This is a genomic window from Mesorhizobium sp. USDA 4132, from assembly GCF_056279545.1.
The window spans coordinates 1,610,783-1,628,968 of record NZ_JBWCCP010000002.1 but is presented as its reverse complement, the minus strand read 5'-3'; the positions used below and the strand labels follow the sequence as shown (position 1 = coordinate 1,628,968).

16 protein-coding genes are annotated in these 18,186 nt (G+C 62.9%); 10 read left to right on the top strand and 6 right to left on the bottom strand.

Annotated elements, in window-relative coordinates; genetic code table 11:
* Positions 1-12: 12 nt before the first annotated feature.
* From ACZ9IU_RS30415 to ACZ9IU_RS30405, 3 genes are all read right to left on the bottom strand, one after another.
* On the bottom strand, positions 13-1,713 hold the full coding sequence (locus ACZ9IU_RS30415) for a thiamine pyrophosphate-requiring protein (RefSeq protein ID WP_040124062.1): 1,701 nt from the start codon (positions 1,711-1,713) through the stop codon (positions 13-15).
* A gap of 48 nt (positions 1,714-1,761) precedes the next feature.
* A complete protein-coding gene (locus ACZ9IU_RS30410; RefSeq protein WP_051900284.1) occupies positions 1,762-3,225 on the bottom strand; it encodes an NAD-dependent succinate-semialdehyde dehydrogenase in 1,464 nt (487 codons plus the stop codon).
* Between the two features lie 139 nt (positions 3,226-3,364).
* A complete protein-coding gene (locus tag ACZ9IU_RS30405; RefSeq protein WP_040124064.1) occupies positions 3,365-4,156 on the bottom strand; it encodes an SDR family NAD(P)-dependent oxidoreductase in 792 nt (263 codons plus the stop codon).
* A gap of 393 nt (positions 4,157-4,549) precedes the next feature.
* Here ACZ9IU_RS30405 and ACZ9IU_RS30400 point away from each other — a divergent pair, with 393 nt between their 5' ends.
* The 4 genes from ACZ9IU_RS30400 (at position 4,550) to ACZ9IU_RS30385 (ending at position 7,867) form a co-directional block, all read left to right on the top strand.
* Positions 4,550-5,335 (top strand): alpha/beta fold hydrolase, encoded by a 786-nt coding sequence (locus ACZ9IU_RS30400; RefSeq protein WP_040124066.1) that lies wholly within the window; start codon positions 4,550-4,552, stop codon positions 5,333-5,335.
* Positions 5,332-6,492, top strand: coding sequence for an LLM class flavin-dependent oxidoreductase (locus tag ACZ9IU_RS30395; protein WP_040124067.1), 1,161 nt, complete (start codon positions 5,332-5,334; stop codon positions 6,490-6,492). Before ACZ9IU_RS30400 ends, ACZ9IU_RS30395 begins: the two co-directional genes overlap by 4 nt.
* A 408-nt stretch (positions 6,493-6,900) precedes the next feature.
* Positions 6,901-7,062 carry a hypothetical protein gene (locus ACZ9IU_RS30390; RefSeq protein WP_157885280.1) on the top strand — a complete coding sequence of 54 codons (162 nt, stop codon included), beginning with the start codon at positions 6,901-6,903 and terminating at the stop codon, positions 7,060-7,062.
* A 133-nt stretch (positions 7,063-7,195) separates the two neighbouring features.
* On the top strand, positions 7,196-7,867 hold the full coding sequence (locus tag ACZ9IU_RS30385) for a spermidine synthase (protein ID WP_040124068.1): 672 nt from the start codon (positions 7,196-7,198) through the stop codon (positions 7,865-7,867).
* A 54-nt stretch (positions 7,868-7,921) separates the two neighbouring features.
* On the opposite strand, the gene ACZ9IU_RS30380 is transcribed toward ACZ9IU_RS30385, so the two are convergent.
* Positions 7,922-8,629, bottom strand: coding sequence for a GntR family transcriptional regulator (locus ACZ9IU_RS30380; RefSeq protein WP_051900286.1), 708 nt, complete (start codon positions 8,627-8,629; stop codon positions 7,922-7,924).
* Between the two features lie 194 nt (positions 8,630-8,823).
* Here ACZ9IU_RS30380 and ACZ9IU_RS30375 point away from each other — a divergent pair, with 194 nt between their 5' ends.
* The 6 genes from ACZ9IU_RS30375 (at position 8,824) to ACZ9IU_RS30350 (ending at position 16,057) form a co-directional block, all read left to right on the top strand.
* Complete coding sequence (locus ACZ9IU_RS30375) at positions 8,824-9,435, top strand: NADPH-dependent FMN reductase (protein ID WP_040124070.1); 612 nt, start codon at positions 8,824-8,826, stop codon at positions 9,433-9,435.
* 66 nt (positions 9,436-9,501) lie between these two features.
* Positions 9,502-10,626, top strand: coding sequence for an LLM class flavin-dependent oxidoreductase (locus tag ACZ9IU_RS30370; RefSeq protein WP_040124072.1), 1,125 nt, complete (start codon positions 9,502-9,504; stop codon positions 10,624-10,626).
* 14 nt (positions 10,627-10,640) lie between these two features.
* Positions 10,641-11,411, top strand: a complete 771-nt coding sequence (locus ACZ9IU_RS30365) for an alpha/beta fold hydrolase (protein WP_040124073.1) — start codon at positions 10,641-10,643, stop codon at positions 11,409-11,411.
* A 285-nt stretch (positions 11,412-11,696) separates the two neighbouring features.
* Positions 11,697-14,048 (top strand): xanthine dehydrogenase family protein molybdopterin-binding subunit, encoded by a 2,352-nt coding sequence (locus tag ACZ9IU_RS30360; protein WP_040124075.1) that lies wholly within the window; start codon positions 11,697-11,699, stop codon positions 14,046-14,048.
* Positions 14,049-14,058: 10 nt separating this feature from the next.
* Positions 14,059-14,781 (top strand): enoyl-CoA hydratase/isomerase family protein, encoded by a 723-nt coding sequence (locus ACZ9IU_RS30355; protein WP_051900289.1) that lies wholly within the window; start codon positions 14,059-14,061, stop codon positions 14,779-14,781.
* 214 nt (positions 14,782-14,995) lie between these two features.
* Positions 14,996-16,057: a class I SAM-dependent methyltransferase gene (locus ACZ9IU_RS30350; protein WP_040124077.1), complete on the top strand. Its 1,062-nt coding sequence runs from the start codon at positions 14,996-14,998 to the stop codon at positions 16,055-16,057.
* A 37-nt stretch (positions 16,058-16,094) separates the two neighbouring features.
* On the opposite strand, the gene ACZ9IU_RS30345 is transcribed toward ACZ9IU_RS30350, so the two are convergent.
* Positions 16,095-17,057, bottom strand: a complete 963-nt coding sequence (locus ACZ9IU_RS30345) for a thioesterase family protein (protein WP_157885281.1) — start codon at positions 17,055-17,057, stop codon at positions 16,095-16,097.
* Positions 17,054-18,112: an alcohol dehydrogenase gene (locus tag ACZ9IU_RS30340; RefSeq protein WP_040124080.1), complete on the bottom strand. Its 1,059-nt coding sequence runs from the start codon at positions 18,110-18,112 to the stop codon at positions 17,054-17,056. Before ACZ9IU_RS30340 ends, ACZ9IU_RS30345 begins: the two co-directional genes overlap by 4 nt.
* Between the last annotated feature and the right edge of the window lie 74 nt (positions 18,113-18,186).

Sequence of the window (18,186 nt, the reverse complement as noted above, 5' to 3'; positions counted from 1 at the left end):
GACCGACGCCTCTTAGTACGAAACCATGACTTCGAGCATGGCCTGCTGCCCGCTCCTGGTCGCGGCCAATGCCCGCTGCAGCGCCGCCGGCAGATCGGCGCCGGTCTCGACGCGTTCGGCATGGGCGCCATGGGCGCGGGCGACGGCGGCATAGTCCGGAGCCGGATCGAGCGCGGTGATCGGCATGGTGTTGGCGGTCGCCGCACTTCCATCCGGATACATGTAGAGCGTCGAGCGGCGCACCGCATTCCAGATGCCGTTGTTGAAAACGACCGTCAGCAGCGGCAGTTTCAGCGCGGTCGCGGTCTGGTGGCAAGCGACCGGGTTGGCGAACATGTAGGAACCGTCACCGATCGTGGCGATCACCTGGCGGCTGCGGTCGCCGAGCTGGGCGCCGAGCGCTGCCGTCAGGCCGAAGCCGAGACCGCCGGACAGCGGGGTCGAGAAGTAGGATTTCGGATATTTGAAGCTCATCACCGACGGATCAATGCCGAGTTCGTTCACCACAGTCGTCCTGTCGTCCAGAATATCGGAGATGCAGCGGCTGACATAGGCCGGTGTCATCGGCGAACCGTTGCCCATGGCGGCGCGCTTGTCGGCGGCCTCTGCCTGGGCCGCCTTGATCTTCGCCCACTTTTCGCGACGCTCGGAGAAGGTTTCCGAAGCCGGCACGCGCTCGGCCATCGCAGTGGCAAGCGCTGCGATCGTCTTGTTGACGCCGCCCGCAAGCGCGATGTCGATCGGAAAACTGCGGATCGGTACGCGGCTATGCTGCGGGTCCGGACCGATGGCGATGACCTTGGCGCCGGCTGAAAGCTCCGTATGGTCTGAAATCCACGGAACCGCGGCATTGATCACGACCACGACATCGGCTTCCTTCAGGACCTGGGTCGAGTCGCGGCCGATCATCATTGGGTGGCCGCTCGGCAGTGCCAGGCGGGTTGCCCACATCTCGATTGTCGGCAGCGCGAACTTTTCGACGAAACCGGCGAGCGGCTCGAAATCCGGCGCGAGCTCCGGGCTCTGGGTGATGATCAGCGGGGTTTTTGCCTTGGCGAGCAGGTCGGCAGCCTGAGCGACCAATTCCGGATCGGCCGGGCCGTAGGTGGTCGGGGTGACCGTCGAGCGTTGGCTGATCTCGACCTCCGCACCTTCGGCCAGCGCCTCGCGCGGCAGGCTCAGATAAACGGGACCGCGCGGCTCGCTCATGGCGATGCTCATGGCGCGGTCGATGACGATGCCCGCCTGTTCCGGATAGCGCAGTTCATAGTCCCACTTGACCACTTCGCGGACCATGCCGCCCTGGTCGAACATTTCCTGGCCCCAATGGATCGGCGAGGAACGCGAGCCGAAACGGCCGTGCTCGGTGATCGGCGTGCGGCCGGAAAACATCATGACAGGCACGTTTTCCGACCGGGCGTTGATCAGGCCCATGACCGAGTTGGCAAGCCCGACATTGACGTGGACGATGACGCCGGCCGGTTTAGACGTCATCAGATAATAGCCATGAGCCATGCCGACCGCGACACCCTCATGCGGGATGACCAGAGCTTCCGGCATTTTCAGACCGGTTTCCGGCTGGCGGGCAAACGCCTCGATGATCGACGGGAAGTCGGTGCCGCCATTGGCGAACAGGACATCGATGCCTGCGGCCTTCATGTGGGTCAGAACGGCCTCGGCGGCGAACGTGCCGGTGGGTTTTTCGTGTTTCATGCTGCAATCCTCTTGGAAACTTTTAAGAACCCGCCAGAAACTCGTCCGTCAGGTGATGCTGACCGTTTTGGTAACCATGTAGGCATCGACGCCCTCGATCCCGACTTCGGAACCGTGGCCGCTCGCTTTCACCCCGCCGAACGGCGTTTCCGGCATCGAGATGTTGAAGGAATTGATGCCGACCATGCCCGCTTCCAGCGCGTCGGAAAGTTTTGCGATGGTCTTGTGCGAATTGGAGAAGGCGTAGGCCGCAAGGCCGTAGGGCAGTTCATTTGCTTTGGTGACCGCATCGTCGAAATCCGAGAAGCGGTTGAGCACCGCGACCGGGCCGAACGGCTCCTCGCTCATGATCCGCGCATCGCCTGGCACGTCGGCGAGAACAGTCGGGGCGTAGAAAAAGCCTTCGTTGTTGATGCGATGGCCGCCGGCGAGCAGTTTGGCGCCCTTGGAGGTGGCGTCCTGCACCAGCGCCTCGATCGCGTCGCGGCGGCGGCCGTGGACCAGCGGCCCCATGCCGGTCGCCGGATCGAGGCCGTCGCCAACCGTGATCTTCGCGGCACGCTCCGCAAAGCCGGCGCAGAAGGCGTCATAGGATTTGTCCTGCACGTAGAAGCGGGTCGGCGAAACGCAGACCTGGCCGCCGTTGCGATACTTGCGCTGCACCGACATGTCGAGTGCGGCGGTCTGGTCCGCATCGTCGAAGACGACCACCGGCGCATGGCCGCCTAATTCCATCGTAGTGCGCTTCAGGGTTTCCGAGGCAAGCCGGATGAGGTGCTGGCCGACCGGGACCGAGCCGGTGAACGAGATCTTGCGGATGATCGGCGAGGCGAGCAGGTGGCGGGAGATGAAGTCCGGCACGCCGTAGACGACGGCGATGACGCCGGCCGGAACGCCCGCATCCAAAAGGCATTGGGCGACAGCCGCGGCGGACGCCGGCGCCTCTTCGCCGGGCTTGTAGATCATCGTACAGCCGGCAGCGAGCGCCGAGCCCATCTTGCGGGCGGCATTGCCGACCGGGAAGTTCCACGCCGAAAAACCGGCGGTCGGGCCGACCGGTTCCTTGACGACCTGAAAGCGGGTTTCGCCGATGCGGCCCGGAATGACGCGGCCATAGGTGCGGCGGCCTTCCTCGGCGAACCACTCCATTTCTTCCGTGGCGAAATGGGTTTCGAGCCGCGCTTCGGCGATCGGCTTGCCCATTTCGAGCGTTGCAAGTGTGGCGATCTCTTCCTGCCGGTCGTGCATCAACTGGGCTGCGCGCTTCAGGATGCGGCCACGCTCGCGCGGGCTCGTCGCACGCCATAGCGGAAAGGCTCGCTTTGCGGCTTCGAGCGCCCGGTCGAGATCCTGCGCCGTCGCATGCGGCACAACGCCGATCGCCTTTTCGGTGGCCGGGTTGATCAGCGGCTGCGTCTTGCGGTCGCCATTCTCCAGCCAGGCGCCATCGATCAGGAGACGCGCGGACTGGTAAGCGTCGGACGAACGGGCTGGATTGGTCGCGATGTTCATGGTCGTCTCCTCCGTTTTCATGAGACGAGTGCGTCTGGCATTCGTCAATTTCGGGTTTTTCTCAAACCCGGCTTCCTCGTCCACTTCAAGGGGATAAAGCAGGGAGCCTGATATTGTCAATTCCGACGTTCACGTCGGCTCAAATAGCGATCGTACCACCGTCGATCGGGATTACCGCGCCGGTCATGAAGCTCGAGGCCTTCGATGCCAAAAGCAGGGCGAGGCCCATGATCTCGTCCGTCTCGGCAATGCGGCCGAGCGGCACCGTGTCGGCAAAGGCCTTTTCCACCTCCGGTTCGCGGATGCGGCCGCCGGCGATATTGGTGCGGAAGGGGCCGGGCGCGATGCCGTTGACGAGCACGTTATAAGGCGCCAGCTCCCACGAGGCCTGCTTGACGAGATTGACAACGGCGCCCTTGCTGGATGCATAGGCGTAACCGGTCATCGGATCGCCGCGCATGCCGGCGATCGAGGCGATTGCGACAATACGGCCTTGTCTCTGTTTCTTCATATGCCTGGCGGCGGACTGGATGGCGACGAAAGTGGCGGTGAGGTTCACATCCACCACCCGGTTCCACAGCTCGTCGCTGACATTTTCGATCGCTCCCGCTTCCGTGCGGGAATTCGGCCCACCGCTGATGCCGGCATTGGCGACGAGGATATCGAGATGCCCGTGTTTTTCGGCAATGCCATCGATGGTGTTGCGCAGGCTCGCGCTATCGGAGACGTCGACCTGATGGCTTTCGGCGGAAAAGCCCTGGCCGTTCAGCCATTGGTAAGCGGCGGCAAGCGTCTCGGGGTTGAGATCGAGCAGCGCCACATGCGCGCCATTGGCCGCCAGCGTCTTGGTGATGGCAAGGCCAAGGCCGCTCGCCGCACCGGTGACGACGGCGATTTGGCCTTTGAGATCGAATAGTTTTTCGGCCTGCATTTTTTCTCCTCCCTTAGTCTCCTGGGCGCCGTGGCAGCCCCTCACCCCGCCTCCGCTACGCTCGGCGACCCTCTCCCCGCACGCGGGGCGAGGGGGAGCGGCGACGGTGCGGCATATCCCTTCTCCCCGTCAAGAACGGGGAGAAGGTGGCGTTAGCCGGATGAGGGGCGGACGGTGGTCGCCCACGCCTGATCAAGCAAAATCACCCACCCAAGCGGCTCCAACCTTGTATGCAATTGTCGAAGATGCAAGTTAGAAATTTGCTATTATCAATCAAAATTTGACAGAGTCATATTGACCCTCCCCGAAAGGTTATACAGATTGCCGCCATTCGCGGGTGCAGAGGAGCGCCTGCCTTAACGGTCGTCAGGTCCCGGGGAGGGTGAAACACCGATGAGCTTTACCGAAAGCTTTGAAACCGTCACCGGAACGAAGATCCGGCTGATGCGGGGAGGCAAGGGCGCTCCGCTGCTCTTCCTGCACGGTGCGAGCGGCGCCTCGCGCTGGCTGCCCTTCATGGAGCATCTTTCCGAAACCCATGAGGTGATCGTGCCGGAACATCCCGGTTTCGGCGCCTCCGACGATCCGGAATGGCTGGACAATATTTCCGACCTTGCCTTCTTTTATCTGGATGTCCTCGACCATCTCGGCCTGGAGAAGGTCAACCTGGTCGGCCAATCGATCGGCGGTTGGCTGGCGGCGGAGATCGCCGTCCGCAATGCGACGAAACTCGGCTCCCTGACTGTCGTGGCGCCGGCCGGTATCCGGGTGAAGGGCGTGCGCAAGGGCGACGTCTTCATGTGGAACCCGGAGGAGACCGCCCGCAACCTCTTCCACGACCAGGCGTTTGCGGAAGCGATGCTGGCCGCCCCGCCGCCGTCGAAGGAAGGGATGGAAATCCTTCTCAGGAACAAGCTCACGTCGGCCAAGCTCGCCTGGGAGCCACGTTTCCTCAATCCGCACCTGCACAAGTGGCTGCATCGGATTCCGGTGCCGACGCTGATCGTCTGGGGCGGCGACGACAAGGCGATGCCGGTCGGTTACGCCCCAGCCTGGCGCGACCTCATTCCCAATTCGCGGCTCGAGATCGTCGAGAATTGCGGACATGTGCCGCAGATCGAAAAGGCCGACCGTTTCGTTGAACTGGTCAATGGCTTCATCGGGGAGGTTACGCGATGAAATTCTACTTCATGCACCTGATGCCCTATGCGGATCTCGATCTGTCCTATGACGAAAAGCACAATTCCGCCTGGGTCACCCTGCCGAACACCTATTACGATCCGAAGAAGGGCCACCAGCTCTACAATCGTTACCTGGACGAGCTCGAATATGCCGACCAGCTCGGTTTCGACGGCATCTGCGTCAACGAGCACCATTCGAACGCCTATGGCCTGATGCCGATCCCGGGCGTCATGGCCGGGGCGCTCGCCCGCCGCACCAAGAACGTCAAGATCGCCATTCTCGGCCGGGCGCTGCCGCTCCTCAACAACCCGCTGACCGTGGCGGAAGAATTCGCGATGGTCGACAACATTACCGGCGGCCGCCTGATCGCCGGCATGGTGCGCGGCATCGGCGCCGAATACCATTCCTGGGGCGTCAACCCTGCCTTTTCACATGAGCGGTTCCAGGAAGCCCATGACCTGATCCTGCAGGCCTGGACGCAACCCGGCCCGAGCGTCTTCGAAGGCAAGCACTACAATTTCGAATACGTGAACGTCTGGCCGCGGGTCTACCAGGACAATCCGCATCCGCCGATCTGGATCCCCAGCCAGGGTTCCAGCGAAACGATCGAGTGGGCGGCCCACCCGGACCGCAAATACACCTATCTCCAGACCTTCGCCTCGGTCTCCACCGTCGCCCGCTACATGAAGATGTATAAGGACGTTGCGGCCGGCTACGGCTACGAGGCGACCGAAGATCAGCTCGGCTGGTCGCTGCCGCTCTATGTCGCCGAGACCGACGAGATCGCCCGCCGCGAAGCCAAGGAGCATATCGAGGCCTTCCTGCAGAAGTTCCTGCGCATGCCGATGGAGATGCTGCTGCCGCCGGGCTACACCTCGGTAAAGTCGATGGTCGGGGCGATGTCGGCCAAGGCCGGCCATGCGATGAAGCAGACGATCGACAGCGTCATCGAAGAGGGCAAATTCATCTGCGGCAGCCCGGCGACGGTGCGCGAGAAGCTGGAGGAGTACCAGGCCCAGATCGGCTTCGGTCACCTCTTGACGCTCCTGCAGTTCGGTACCCTACCGGCCGAGCTAACCCGTAAGAACATGGAGATCTATTCCAGGGAGGTCATGCCATATCTGCGCAACGCGACATCCAGGACGGCGGCTTGAGGGGGGCGCCGATTTGATGAGTTTGGTAACGCTATGAAGCCTTTGGGCGTAGCCATATCACCCAAGGTTCAGCTTGATGTGCGGTTGTGAATGCCGTCATTTGAGGCGTAGGACCGCGCAATTGTCACCCCCCAGTCGATGCGGTCTCAGCGGCCGGCGCCCCAAAAAAGCCGGCCGCTACCCCCTCGGGGCTATACCCCTTGCGCTAGGTCCTTTGGACGAGTTGAGGACTTCGCAGTCGGGAGTACAATGACTGCATCCTAAGCCGAACGTAGAAGAGGTACCGGCTTAGGAGAGGCCCGCGCAGGGGGAAAAAGGCGCGGGCCTTTTTATTTTTGCAGTACGACATCGAAAAGATGATGCTATTTGCCAAATTCCATGCATGTTCGCCGCGGGCTGGGGCGAGACATGATTCCAAAAAACGACGACGCGTGCTCGGATGATTTTCCGAACGGAGACGGTTATCCGGAGCTTACCGATGACGAACTTGAAAAGTTCGTCCCCGTGCTGATCGAGGCACTTACATTTCCACCTCCGCCGATCGGCTGGAAGCCGGGCGACGGAGGCTGAACAACCTCCCTTCAACGTGTCCATAGGCTCGATCTCCCATTGATCGTGCATTCGACGATGACCGAATGCATAGCTGTGTTTTTCGCATGAGGTCTGTGTTAGGAGGCCTCACGCAAGACAATGAGACACGCCGATGCTTCCCTGGATCCAGCTTGACCGTGCAACCATTCCCGGCGAGGGCGGCGAATTGCGCCTAAAGCAGCGCGGCGCCGAATTTTCGATCTTGCTCGGCTCGACGGAGTTGATGAACAGCCGGCTGAGCGGTTCGGAAGAGGCGCTGGCGACGCTCTCCTGCGAGCGGATCGCCGGGCGGAAGAATGCCCGGATGCTGATCGGCGGCCTCGGCATGGGATTTACCCTGCGGGCGGCCTTGGGCGCTTTGCCGGAGGATACCAGGGTCACCGTCGCGGAACTGGTACCGGCCGTGGTCGACTGGGCGCGGGGGCCGATGGCGGAATTTCACAAGGGCACGCTCGACGATCCGCGTGTCGATATTCATGTCGGCGATGTCGGGGCGCTGATCCGGTCGCGCAACGGCGCCTACGATGCGATCCTGCTCGATGTCGACAACGGCCCCGACGGGCTGACGCGGGCCTCCAACGACAGCCTTTATAATCACGCCGGGCTCCGGGCCGCCAAGGCTGCACTGCGCGAAAATGGCGTCCTGGCCGTCTGGTCGTCGGCGCCGGATGCCGCCTTTACCCGCCGGCTGCGGGATGCGGGGTTTGCCGCCGAGGAAATCTTTGTGCGCGCCAATGGCAAGCGCGGCGGCCGCCACGTCCTGTGGATGGCGACCAACCGGTAGCAGGTCGGCAACGGCCAGTCGGCGGGAGCTTCGAAGAGAGCGGCACTACCGCACTCATTTTGCCCCGTCTTCATGCTCAAGCGAGCCGGAGGCAGACGGCAAAAGCGAAAAGAGGTGAGCGTTCATTGCCGCCTGCGCCCATTCGGGATTGCGGGCCTTGAGCGCCGCGAGGATTTCCCGGTGCTGGGCATGGGTGCGGCGGGTGCGCACCTCGACCGGCTCCGAGTAACGGTTGAAGATCGAGGCCGGCAGTTCCAGCGAAGAGGCCAGGATCTTTTCGAGCCGCGGGCTTTCGGCGGCGGCGGCGATCACCGCATGGAATTCGGCGTTGAGCCTGTCGAAACCTTCGAGGTGCTCGTTCCAGCCGAGTTCCTCGAACTGGGTCTCCATCAGCCGTTCCAACTCCTGCAGCCGCTGCAGGTCGGCTTCCGAAATGCGTGTGGCGGCGCGGCTGGTCGCATGGCCTTCGAGAATGGCGCGTAACCGAAAGATCTCGATCGCGTCGTCGAGCGAGAAATCCGCGACGATCCCCCGCCGGTAACGTTCCAGCACCACCAGGCCCTCAGCGCTCAGCCGGTTCAACGCCTCGCGGATCGGCGTGCGGGACACCCCGATCGCGGCGGCAAGCTGGTTTTCGAGCAGCTTGTCGCCGGAGCGCATCTCGCCGGTGAGGATCAGATGCCGGATACGGTGATAGGCAGTTTCGACAGCGCTCTGCGTTGCCCCGTCCTTGGCATCGTCTCTGGTTGTCTCCTTGGTCAAGCGGCCACCTTTTCCTTGTCGTGATGATGATGCGGGAAAATATGACAATCGTCTATCGTCAAAAAGTGTATACCAGACTAGCGTGGCAAGCTCTTATACGATGGTTATGCCTTGACTTCCGCATTAAAGGTATACAAAGATTTCTTCAGGAGGCCTGACAAGGCAATCGGCTACGGCCGAGGGAGGAGACCACCATGACTCAAACCCGCAAACCTTTTATCGTCGGTATCGGCGGAACCCAGCGCCCCGGCTCGAGCTCCGAGCTCGCCCTGCGCCATTGCCTTGCCGCGGCCGAAAAGGCCGGCGCGGAAACCGACCTCATCTGCGGCACGGCGCTCGAACTGCCGCTCTTCGATCCGGGCGTGACGGACCGCACGCCGGCCGCCCTTAATCTTCTTCAGTCCCTTCGTCGCGCCGACGGCATCGTCATCGCAACGCCGAGCTATCACGGCGGCATGTCCGGCATGATCAAGAACGTCATCGACTATACGGAAGACATGCGCGAGGACGCCCGCTCCTATTTCGAGGGCCGCGCCGTCGGCTGCATTATCTGCGCCGCCGGCGACCAGGCGCTCGGCTCGACGCTGATCGGGCTGCGCTCGATCGTGCATGCGCTGCGCGGTTGGCCGACCCCTTACGCGGCGACCATCAAATCCAACGAAAAACCTTTCGTCGACGGTAAACCGGCCCGCCGCGAGGTCGCCCAGCCGCTCGAAATCGTCGCCTCGCAGGTCGTCAGCTTCGCCGAAATGATGATGGCAAGCTGCGTCGAAGATGCCGCGCCGCGCCTCGTCGCCAGCAACTGATCCAATTTCAATCACCATCGTCGGATCCGTTGCCCTCATCCGGCCGCGGTCCCAGCGGAGCTTTCCATGAAGTTCAACTTCTTCCACCTGATGCCTTATCCCGATTACAACAAGCTGCCGCATGAATGGCCGGTCAGCACCCACGGGATCGACAGCACCCGCATCCAGGCGCTCTACAACGAGTATATCGACGAGATGGTCGATGCGGAGAATTACGGTTTCGACTGGGTGGGTTGCAATGAGCACCATTTCAGCCCCTACGGCCTGATGTCGAACCCGAACCTGATCGCCGGCGCGCTCGCCCGCCAGACGTCCAAGGCGAAGATCGCCATCGTCGGTAACCTGCTGCCGCTGCTGAACCCGGTCCGCGTCGCTGAAGAATATGCGATGATCGACGTGATGTCGGGCGGCCGCCTCGTCGCCGGCTTCCTGCGCGGCATCCCGCACGAATACATCGCCTACAACATCCCCCCGAGCGAATCCCGCAGCCGGCTGCGCGAGGCGACCGAGCTGATCATCAAGTGCTGGACGGAGGACGAGCCCTTCGGCTGGGAAGGCGAGCACTATCAGTTCCCGGCTATCTCGATCTGGCCGAAGCCGATCCAGAAGCCGCATCCGCGCATCCTGATGTCCGCCAGCAACGCGGAATCGGCCGAATTCGTCGCCAAGATGCGCGCCATCATGGGCATCACGCTGATCCAGGATCTGTCGATCGCCAAGGCTGCTGTCGAGAATTTCAAGAAGACCGCCCGTTCCTATGGCTGGGAACCGACGCCGGACGATATCCTGGTCGGCCAGCAGATCTGCATTGCCGATACGGACGAGGAGGCCAGGCACCACATGGCCGCCGCCCAAACCTATTTCCACCAGACGCTGATGCGCCCGCAGCGCTCCGCCCAGCAGCTCGTGCTCGGGCAGAGCCGCTACTACACCGAGGCCGACGCCGGCGAAAACTTCCAGAAGCGCCTCGCAACGTTGCGCGGCCGTACGGTGGAAGAACAGATCGAAGCCGGTTCGATCATCTGCGGCAGCCCCCAATCGGTCATCCGGCAGATCAAGCGCCTGCGCCAGGAACTCGATTGCGGCCTGCTGAACCTGACGATCAAGGTCGGCAACATGCCGGGCAGCGTCGTTCGCCGCGGCATGGAACTGTTCCGCGACCGCGTCGCCCCCGAAGTCGCTGGCCTGTAAGAGGAGTTTGATCCATGAGCTTTGAACTGAAGACGATCGAGCTTTCCCGCGGCAGGCTCTCCTATCATGTCGGCGGCACGGGGCAGCCGGTTGTCTACCTGCATGCCGCCGGCGGCGTGATGCTGACCGAGCCGCTGAAGGCGCTTATCGCGAACCACACGGTCTATGCGCCGGTCTGCCCGGGCTTCGACGGCACCGAGGGCAACGAAAACCTGAAGACGGTGCGGGACTGGGTGGCCATGGTCGCCGAGTTCGCCGAAAAGCTGGTCGGCCCGCGGTTCGATGTGATCGGCTCGTCCTTCGGCAGCTGGTCGGCTTTGTGGCTCGCCGCCGAGCACCCGAAAATGGTCGACCACCTGATCCTCGGCGTCCCGGCCGGGTTCCGCTTCGAGGGCAAGGGCGGGCTTCCCGCCGATCCGGACGCGCGCTTCAAGGCGCTCTACGCCCATCCGCAGAAGATCAAGTCGACGCCGAAATCGCCTGAAGTGATGGCCAGCAACGGCAAAACCTACGAGCGCCTCGCGAACGACATTCAGGTTGACGAGGCACTGAGTGCGCGCCTGCCCTCGATGGAGGCGGTGACGCTGATCCTGCTCGGCACCGAAGACAAGGTCGTGCCGGCGGAGGCCGGTGCGCACCTGAAGCGCAACATCCCGACCTCGCAGCGCGCCTTCATCTTCGACGCTGCCCATTCGATCGAGGTCGACCAGCCGGAACGTACGCTGCGGCTCTGGACCGACTTCCTGAAGCGCGGCCCCGGCTACGTGCTCAACCAGGGGGCCTGATGCCGCCTGAGGCGATACCCTTCCCAGGGGAAGCTTGGCCCAGACCTCGGTCTGGGCCTTTTTTCTTGTAGGGACATTGCGTTTTCCCTCATTCCGGTGGGCGCTCGGCTGTCGTCGAAAGAGAAAGGCTTTACAGGCAATTTTCGCAAGCTGTAATTTTCAACATTGACGGATATAATGTGTCTATTATGAATTGATTTGCGTTTCGCTTCAGGAAGGCCCAAGAGCCGCATGCGGAATGCCATCGTCCGGGATATGTGGGACGATGTGAATGGGAGGAATGGCATGATCGGTGAAGACGTCAGGCGCAAGGAAGATAACCGGTTGATCACCGGCAAGGGCCAGTATGCCGACGACCTCAAATTCGAGAACACGGCCTATGCCGCCTTCGTGCGCTCGCCGCATGCCCATGCGATCATCCGCGGCATCGACACGTCGGCTGCCCGCGACATGCCGGGCGTGCTCGCCGTGCTGACCGGCGAGGATATCGTAGCGGCCGGCATTGCGCCGATCCCGCACGCGATCGGCAGTTCGCAGTTCGGCTCCGACATCCGCATCAAGAACCATGACGGCACCGAGCGTGCTCGCACCCATCACCAGGCGCTGCCGACCGACCGTGCCCGCTTCGTCGGCGAGGCGGTGGCCATGGTGATCGCCGAGAGCACCAATCTCGCCAAGGATGCCGCCGAAGCCATCGAAGTCGACTGGGAGGAACTGCCCGCGGTTGTGCGCGGCGTTGACGCGCTGGAAGAAGGCGCGCCGCAGCTCTGGGACCATGTTCCGGGCAACAAGGCGATGGACGGCGAAGTCGGCGACAGGGCCGGCACCGCAGAGGCATTCGCCAAGGCCGCCCACGTCCTCGAATTTACCAGCTGGGCGCAGCGCGTCACCGGCGTCCACATGGAGCCGCGTTCCTCCGCTGCGGAATACGACCCGGAGACCGGCAAATTCACCATCCACGCCTCCGGCGGTCATGGCGTGGTGATGATGCGTGAGCAGATCGCTGCGTCTCTCGGCGTCGAAATGGCCTTCGTGCGCGTCGTCGCGCCCCGCGATGTCGGTGGCAATTTCGGCACCCGCAACGCCACCTATCCGGAATTCGTGCTGCTGCCCTATGCCGCCAAGCTCACCGGCCGGCCGGTCAAGCACCAGGCGGAACGCATCGAAGCCTTCCTGTCGGATTTTCAGGGCCGCGACCTGCATGTGAAGGCCAGGCTTGCGCTCGACGAAAACGGCAGGTTCCTTGCCTTCCATTCGGTCAATACCAGCAATATCGGCGCCCATACGGTGTCCTACACGCCCCTCAACAAGGGCATCCAGCTGATGACCAGCCTTTATCGGGTGCCGGTCGCGCATGTGGAATTCCGCGCGGCGATGTCGAATACCGTGCCAACCATCCCCTATCGCAGCGCCGGCCGCCCCGAAGCCATGTACATCATCGAGCGGATGATCGACCTTGCCGCCCGCAAGTTCGGTTTCGACCGGGTGGAGCTACGGCGCATCAACATGATCCCGGAAGAGGCCTCTCCCTATTCCAACCCGATGGGCGTCATTTACGACAATGGCGACTATATCGGTTGTATGGACAAGGTGCTCGAGATGGCCGACTGGAAGGGCTTCGAGGCGCGCCGCGCTGAAGCCCGCAAACGCGGCATGTATCGCGGCATCGGCCTTTCCAACTATATCGAGGGCACCAGCGGCGTGCCGCGCGAGCGCGCCGAAATCACCATCGATCCGACCGCCGGCATCGTTGACGTCGTGATCGGCACCCAGAATACGGGGCAGGGGCACGAGACGGCGTTTGCCCAGCTCGTCGGCTCATTCCTCGGCGTTTCCCATGAGGTCGTGCAGATCCGCGCCAGCGATACGGATTTCGTCTCGGCCGGCGGCGGTTCGCATTCCGGCCGCTCGCTGCGCTTTGCGAGCATCGTCATGCACAAGGCGACTGCCGAGATCATCGAGCGCGGCCGCAGGATCGCCGCCTTCATGCTGAACGTCGCGCCGGAAGAGATCGACTTCACCGACGGCCATTTTCGCGCCCGCGGATCGAACGGCGTCGTCAGCCTGTTCGAGGCGGCCCAGGCTGCGGAAAACGATCTCGGCCTGCCGGACGAGCTGCGGGGCACGCTTGCGGCGATTTCCGACGAGACCACCCATGGGCTTGCCTATCCCTACGGCGCTGCGGTCTGCGAAATCGAGATCGACCCGGAAACCGGGTTCTTCCATATTCCGCGTTATTCGACCGTCGACGATGTCGGCAAGGCGCTGAACCCGATGATCGTCGATGGCCAGACCCATGGCGGCATCGTCCAGGGTGTCGGCCAGGCACTTTTCGAATGGTCGCATTACGACCAGGAGACCGGCCAGAATCTGTCGGCCACCTTCATGGACTATCAGGTGGCACGTGCTTCCGATTTCCCGAGCTTCGACACCCATATCAGCGAAGTGCCGGCCAAAAGCCATCCGCTCGGTTTCCGTCCGGGCGGCGAGGGTGGTACGACACCGTCGCTCGGCGTGACGATCAACTCCATCACCGATGCGCTCGCCGATCTCGGCGTCACCCATATCGAAATGCCGGCAACGCCCTCCCGTATCTGGGGAGCGATCCGGGCGGCAAAAGCCAAACAAGAAGCGTGAGGAGAAAACATTGTCCGACGTCCTGATCAATATCCGGGGGAACGTCCTCGAGATCACTCTCAACCGTCCCGACAAGGGCAATGCGCTGACGCCCGAGATGGCGCAGGCCATCACCGCTGCGCTGAAATCCCTGTCGCCGGAAACCCGCGTCGTGCTGATGAACGCCAAGGGCGGCGATTTCTGCACCGGCCGCAGCGCCGCCATGCCGGCTGCGGGTTCTCGTGCCACCGCGCTCGACCTGCGCACCGCGATCTCCGATCCGGTCCTCGATTTTTATGAAGTGCTGCGCGAAATCCCGGTTCCGTTCATCACCGCCATCCGCGGCAGGGCCGCCGGCGTCGGCTGCGCCATCGCGGCTCTCGCGGACGTGGCGATCGCCGCCGAAAGCGCCAGTTTCCAGGTGCCGGAAATGAACCACGACATCGCCCCGACGCTGGTACTCAACGCGCTCGCCGACCGGGTTTCCCGCGCTACGCTTTCCCGCATGGTGTTCACCCGCGACGTGATCCCCGCGACCGAAGCCAAGATGCTCGGCATCGTCGGCATCACCGTCGCCGACGCCGGCATCGACGCGGAAGTGGAACGCGTGGTCGGCCAGCTCGAGAAGAACTCGGTGCCGACCGTTCGCGGCATCAAGGCCTTCCTCTCGATGAGCCCGGAAACCTCCTTCGCCTCCCGCAAGGAACTGGCCGCACTGATCAACTGCGTTGCGACGGCGGAAAAGTTCCGCTGACATAGATCCGCAGCCAGAATCCCTTTCATCCACATACCTGCACCTTCTCGTTGGGGAGAGGGGATGCGGAATAATGCTGTCATGCCTCGGGGAGTTAAGCCTTCTGATCGGCCACCTAGTCCGAATGCTTCATTGACCGGGTGCGGACCCGGCGTAGGATCGCTTTGGGTAAAACCCATTGGGCTGGGGGCTGGCGGTATCTATGGAGGGTGCCATGCAGGAACCTGATATGCAGAAACTCGATGCACTTGTCGGTCGGCTGGTGGGCGATCTCGGCGCTGGCGTGTCCGGTGTTCTCGTCGTGCTCGGCGACCATCTCGGCCTGTTCCGGGCAATGATGGACGGACGGCTGCGATCCTCGATGGAGATCGCGGAAACGACGGGGCTGACCGAGCGCAATGTGCGTGAATGGCTCGCTGCCATGGCTGCGGCCGACTACGTCATGTTCGATGAAAAGTCGAACAAGTTCGGAATGACGCCCGAGCAGGCGATGGTTTTTTCCAATGAGGACAGCCCGGCCTTTTTCGGGGGCGCTTTCGAAATCGTCCAGTCGATGTGGATGGACGAACCGAAGGTGGAGGAAGCCTTTCGCACCGGCCGCGGGCTCGGCTGGCACGAACACAGCACCTGCCTCTTCCGGGGCACCGAGCGCTTCTTCCGGCCCGGCTACAACAGCCATCTGGTCGACGAATGGATTCCGGCGCTTCAAGGCGTCAGGGAAAAGCTGGAGCGAGGGGCGGAGGTCGCCGACGTCGGCTGTGGCCATGGCGCCTCGACGATCCTCATGGCCAAGGCCTTTCCGAAGTCGCATTTCCACGGGTTCGACTACCACGCCCCTTCCATTGAGCGGGCGAAACGCGCAGCGCAGGAGGCTGGCGTCGGCGACCGGGTGACGTTCCATCAGGCTTCGGCGAAGGAATTCCCCGGCGGCAATTACGATCTCGTCGCCATGTTCGACTGCCTGCACGATATGGGCGATCCGGTCGGAGCGGGCCGTCATATCCGCGAGACGATGGCGAAGGGTGGCACCTGGATGATCGTCGAACCTTTCGCGCATGACGGCTTGAAGGACAATCTCAACCCGGTCGGGCGCGTTTATTACGGCGCTTCGACGATGATCTGCACCCCCGCCTCCATGGCACAGGAGGTAGGCCTTGGCCTTGGAGCGCAGGCTGGGGAGATGAAGCTTCGCAAGGTGGTGCTCGACGCCGGCTATTCGCACTTCCGGCGGGCGAGCGAAACTCCATTCAACATGATCTTCGAGGTGAGAGCCTGAACTGCTTCGGGTCTACGCGGTTCCCAAGAGCGGCCGCCTAAAGCGCCAGACCTTCGGTCACCAGCGGAGCCAGCGCCTCCGTGGCCGCCGGCGAGATCTGCACGATGGCCCGTGCATCGAGATCGAACACGACGGCGACCGATTGCATCGTGCCGAATACCCGGCCGGTGAAGGGATCGACCATCCAGAAGATCAGCGACATGACGCGCTGGTCGGTTTTCTGCAATCCGCCCCAGATCTCGAAACAGTCGCCGAGACGCGGCGTTTCGCCATAAAGGATGCGGAATTCCAGCACCGCGCCGCCGACCTTGCCGGGCGGCGTTTCGGCATGTTTGCTGACGACTTGGCGGATCGGGCCGGTGAGCTGCTTCACCCCGCCGCCGACCGCGCCGATGAATTTCTGGGGGGCGAGGCGGTTGAAGGCGTCGCAGGCCTCCGGTTCGATCAGGCTCATCGCGGTGCGTTTCAGGCTGAGCGTGATTGCCCGGTCGCGCGAGGCGCTGATCGTTACCGGCTCATCGCCGGTACCGCGGGCGAGCGCCTCCCTGGGGGCGTCGACCAGCGAGATGGAAGCCTTTTCGCGGAAGGCCGCTGGCCAGGAAAGGGGCGTCTGGAGGTCGGCCGTATCCACATGGGTCAGCCGCACCCTGAAGCTCGCGGCCAGTTGGCCGGAATGGCTGTTGTAGAGCATCAGCACCGCAAACGCCGTTCTCTCGCCGATCTCGAGGAAACCGCCTGTCATATGCAGCGACGTGCCCGCATGCGCTTCGCGATGGAAACGGATATGATGTTCGTTATACGCGATCGTCGTGGCCGACGTCGGCGAGAACAGGCCCGTCAGGCCGTTGAGGCCGAACAGAACCGCGAGGCCCTCATTGGCGCGGGCGACGTAATACTGGGTGTTCCAGTGGGCGTTCTCGTCCACTTCCCATTGGCGCACGCTGCCGCGCCAAACCTCGATCATCGGGGCTTCGGGCATTTCGCCTTGTTGCGCACTCACGCCGGCTCCTCCTCCAGAACGATACGTCCCTTGACCGCACCCTTGGAGAGCCGGCTCATCGCATCGTTGATCGATGATTTCGGGATGGCTTCATAGGGAATGGCGTCAAGTTTTCCGCTTTTGGCGAGTTCCACCAGGTCGCGCAATTCCTGCAAAGACCCGGTGATGCTGCCGATCAGGCTCAGGCCCCCTTGCGCCATGCGCATGGTCGGGATGGTGAGCTGCCCGCCGAACATGCCGACCATGATGATGCGGCCGCCGCGCGCCAGCGCCGGGAAACAAAAGGCGGCCGTCTGGCTGTTGTTGACGAAATCGATGATGGTGCGCACCGGCCGGCCGACCGTATCGACGATCCTCGCCGTCACGTCGTCGCCGGTCGCAAGCACGGTTTTGTGGGCGCCGGCATCGGTTGCGATCTTCAGCTTCTCCTCGGAGACGTCGACCACGACGATGTTTTCGTGCCCGAGCGCCTTGAGGATGACGATGCCGCTGAGGCCGAGCCCGCCGGCGCCGACCACGACGATCGCCTCGTCGGGGCGCACCGGCATGGCCTTGCGGATGGCGGAATAGGCGGTGAGGCCGGAGCAGGCATAGGTGGCCGCAAGCGCCGGGTCGAGATCTCCGGTGTCAATGAGATAGCGGCTATGCGGCACCACCACATGGCTGCCGAAACCGCCGGGCCTGCGCATGCCGAGCGGCCGGCCCTGCATGCAGAGGTTCTCCTGTCCGGCACGGCAGGTTTCGCACGCGCCGCAACCGAGCCACGGATAGACGAGCCTTCTATCGCCGACCTTCACGTCCGTCGCATCGGGGCCAATGGCGGTGACGGTGCCGAGGATTTCATGGCCGAGGGTGAGCGGGCGCTTCATGCCGATACTGTCGATCGACACCTGTCTGTCGCCCATGTCGAAAATGCCCTTCCACAGGGTCAGGTCCGAATGGCAAAGCCCGCAATGGGATACCGAAACGACGACCTCCGAGCCCGCCGGCTGCGGGTTCGCCTCCTCGACCTCCCGGAGCACTTCCGATGCTTCGAATACTTGCCATGACCGCATGATCTAGCTCCTCCCAGATGTATGGAACATATCAGGGTGCCTGTTATGTGGCAATTGGGAAATGGAGTTGGGTT

Excerpts from the sequence above, each read along its gene's own strand:
- ACZ9IU_RS30415 (WP_040124062.1), bottom strand. The coding sequence starts at position 1,713 with ATGAAACACGAAAAACCCACCGGCACGTTCGCCGCCGAGGCCGTTCTG.
- ACZ9IU_RS30410 (WP_051900284.1), bottom strand. The coding sequence starts at position 3,225 with ATGAACATCGCGACCAATCCAGCCCGTTCGTCCGACGCTTACCAGTCC.
- ACZ9IU_RS30405 (WP_040124064.1), bottom strand. The coding sequence starts at position 4,156 with ATGCAGGCCGAAAAACTATTCGATCTCAAAGGCCAAATCGCCGTCGTC.
- ACZ9IU_RS30400 (WP_040124066.1), top strand. The coding sequence starts at position 4,550 with ATGAGCTTTACCGAAAGCTTTGAAACCGTCACCGGAACGAAGATCCGG.
- ACZ9IU_RS30395 (WP_040124067.1), top strand. The coding sequence starts at position 5,332 with ATGAAATTCTACTTCATGCACCTGATGCCCTATGCGGATCTCGATCTG.
- ACZ9IU_RS30390 (WP_157885280.1), top strand. The coding sequence starts at position 6,901 with ATGATTCCAAAAAACGACGACGCGTGCTCGGATGATTTTCCGAACGGA.
- ACZ9IU_RS30385 (WP_040124068.1), top strand. The coding sequence starts at position 7,196 with ATGCTTCCCTGGATCCAGCTTGACCGTGCAACCATTCCCGGCGAGGGC.
- ACZ9IU_RS30375 (WP_040124070.1), top strand. The coding sequence starts at position 8,824 with ATGACTCAAACCCGCAAACCTTTTATCGTCGGTATCGGCGGAACCCAG.
- ACZ9IU_RS30370 (WP_040124072.1), top strand. The coding sequence starts at position 9,502 with ATGAAGTTCAACTTCTTCCACCTGATGCCTTATCCCGATTACAACAAG.
- ACZ9IU_RS30365 (WP_040124073.1), top strand. The coding sequence starts at position 10,641 with ATGAGCTTTGAACTGAAGACGATCGAGCTTTCCCGCGGCAGGCTCTCC.
- ACZ9IU_RS30360 (WP_040124075.1), top strand. The coding sequence starts at position 11,697 with ATGATCGGTGAAGACGTCAGGCGCAAGGAAGATAACCGGTTGATCACC.
- ACZ9IU_RS30350 (WP_040124077.1), top strand. The coding sequence starts at position 14,996 with ATGCAGGAACCTGATATGCAGAAACTCGATGCACTTGTCGGTCGGCTG.
- ACZ9IU_RS30340 (WP_040124080.1), bottom strand. The coding sequence starts at position 18,112 with ATGCGGTCATGGCAAGTATTCGAAGCATCGGAAGTGCTCCGGGAGGTC.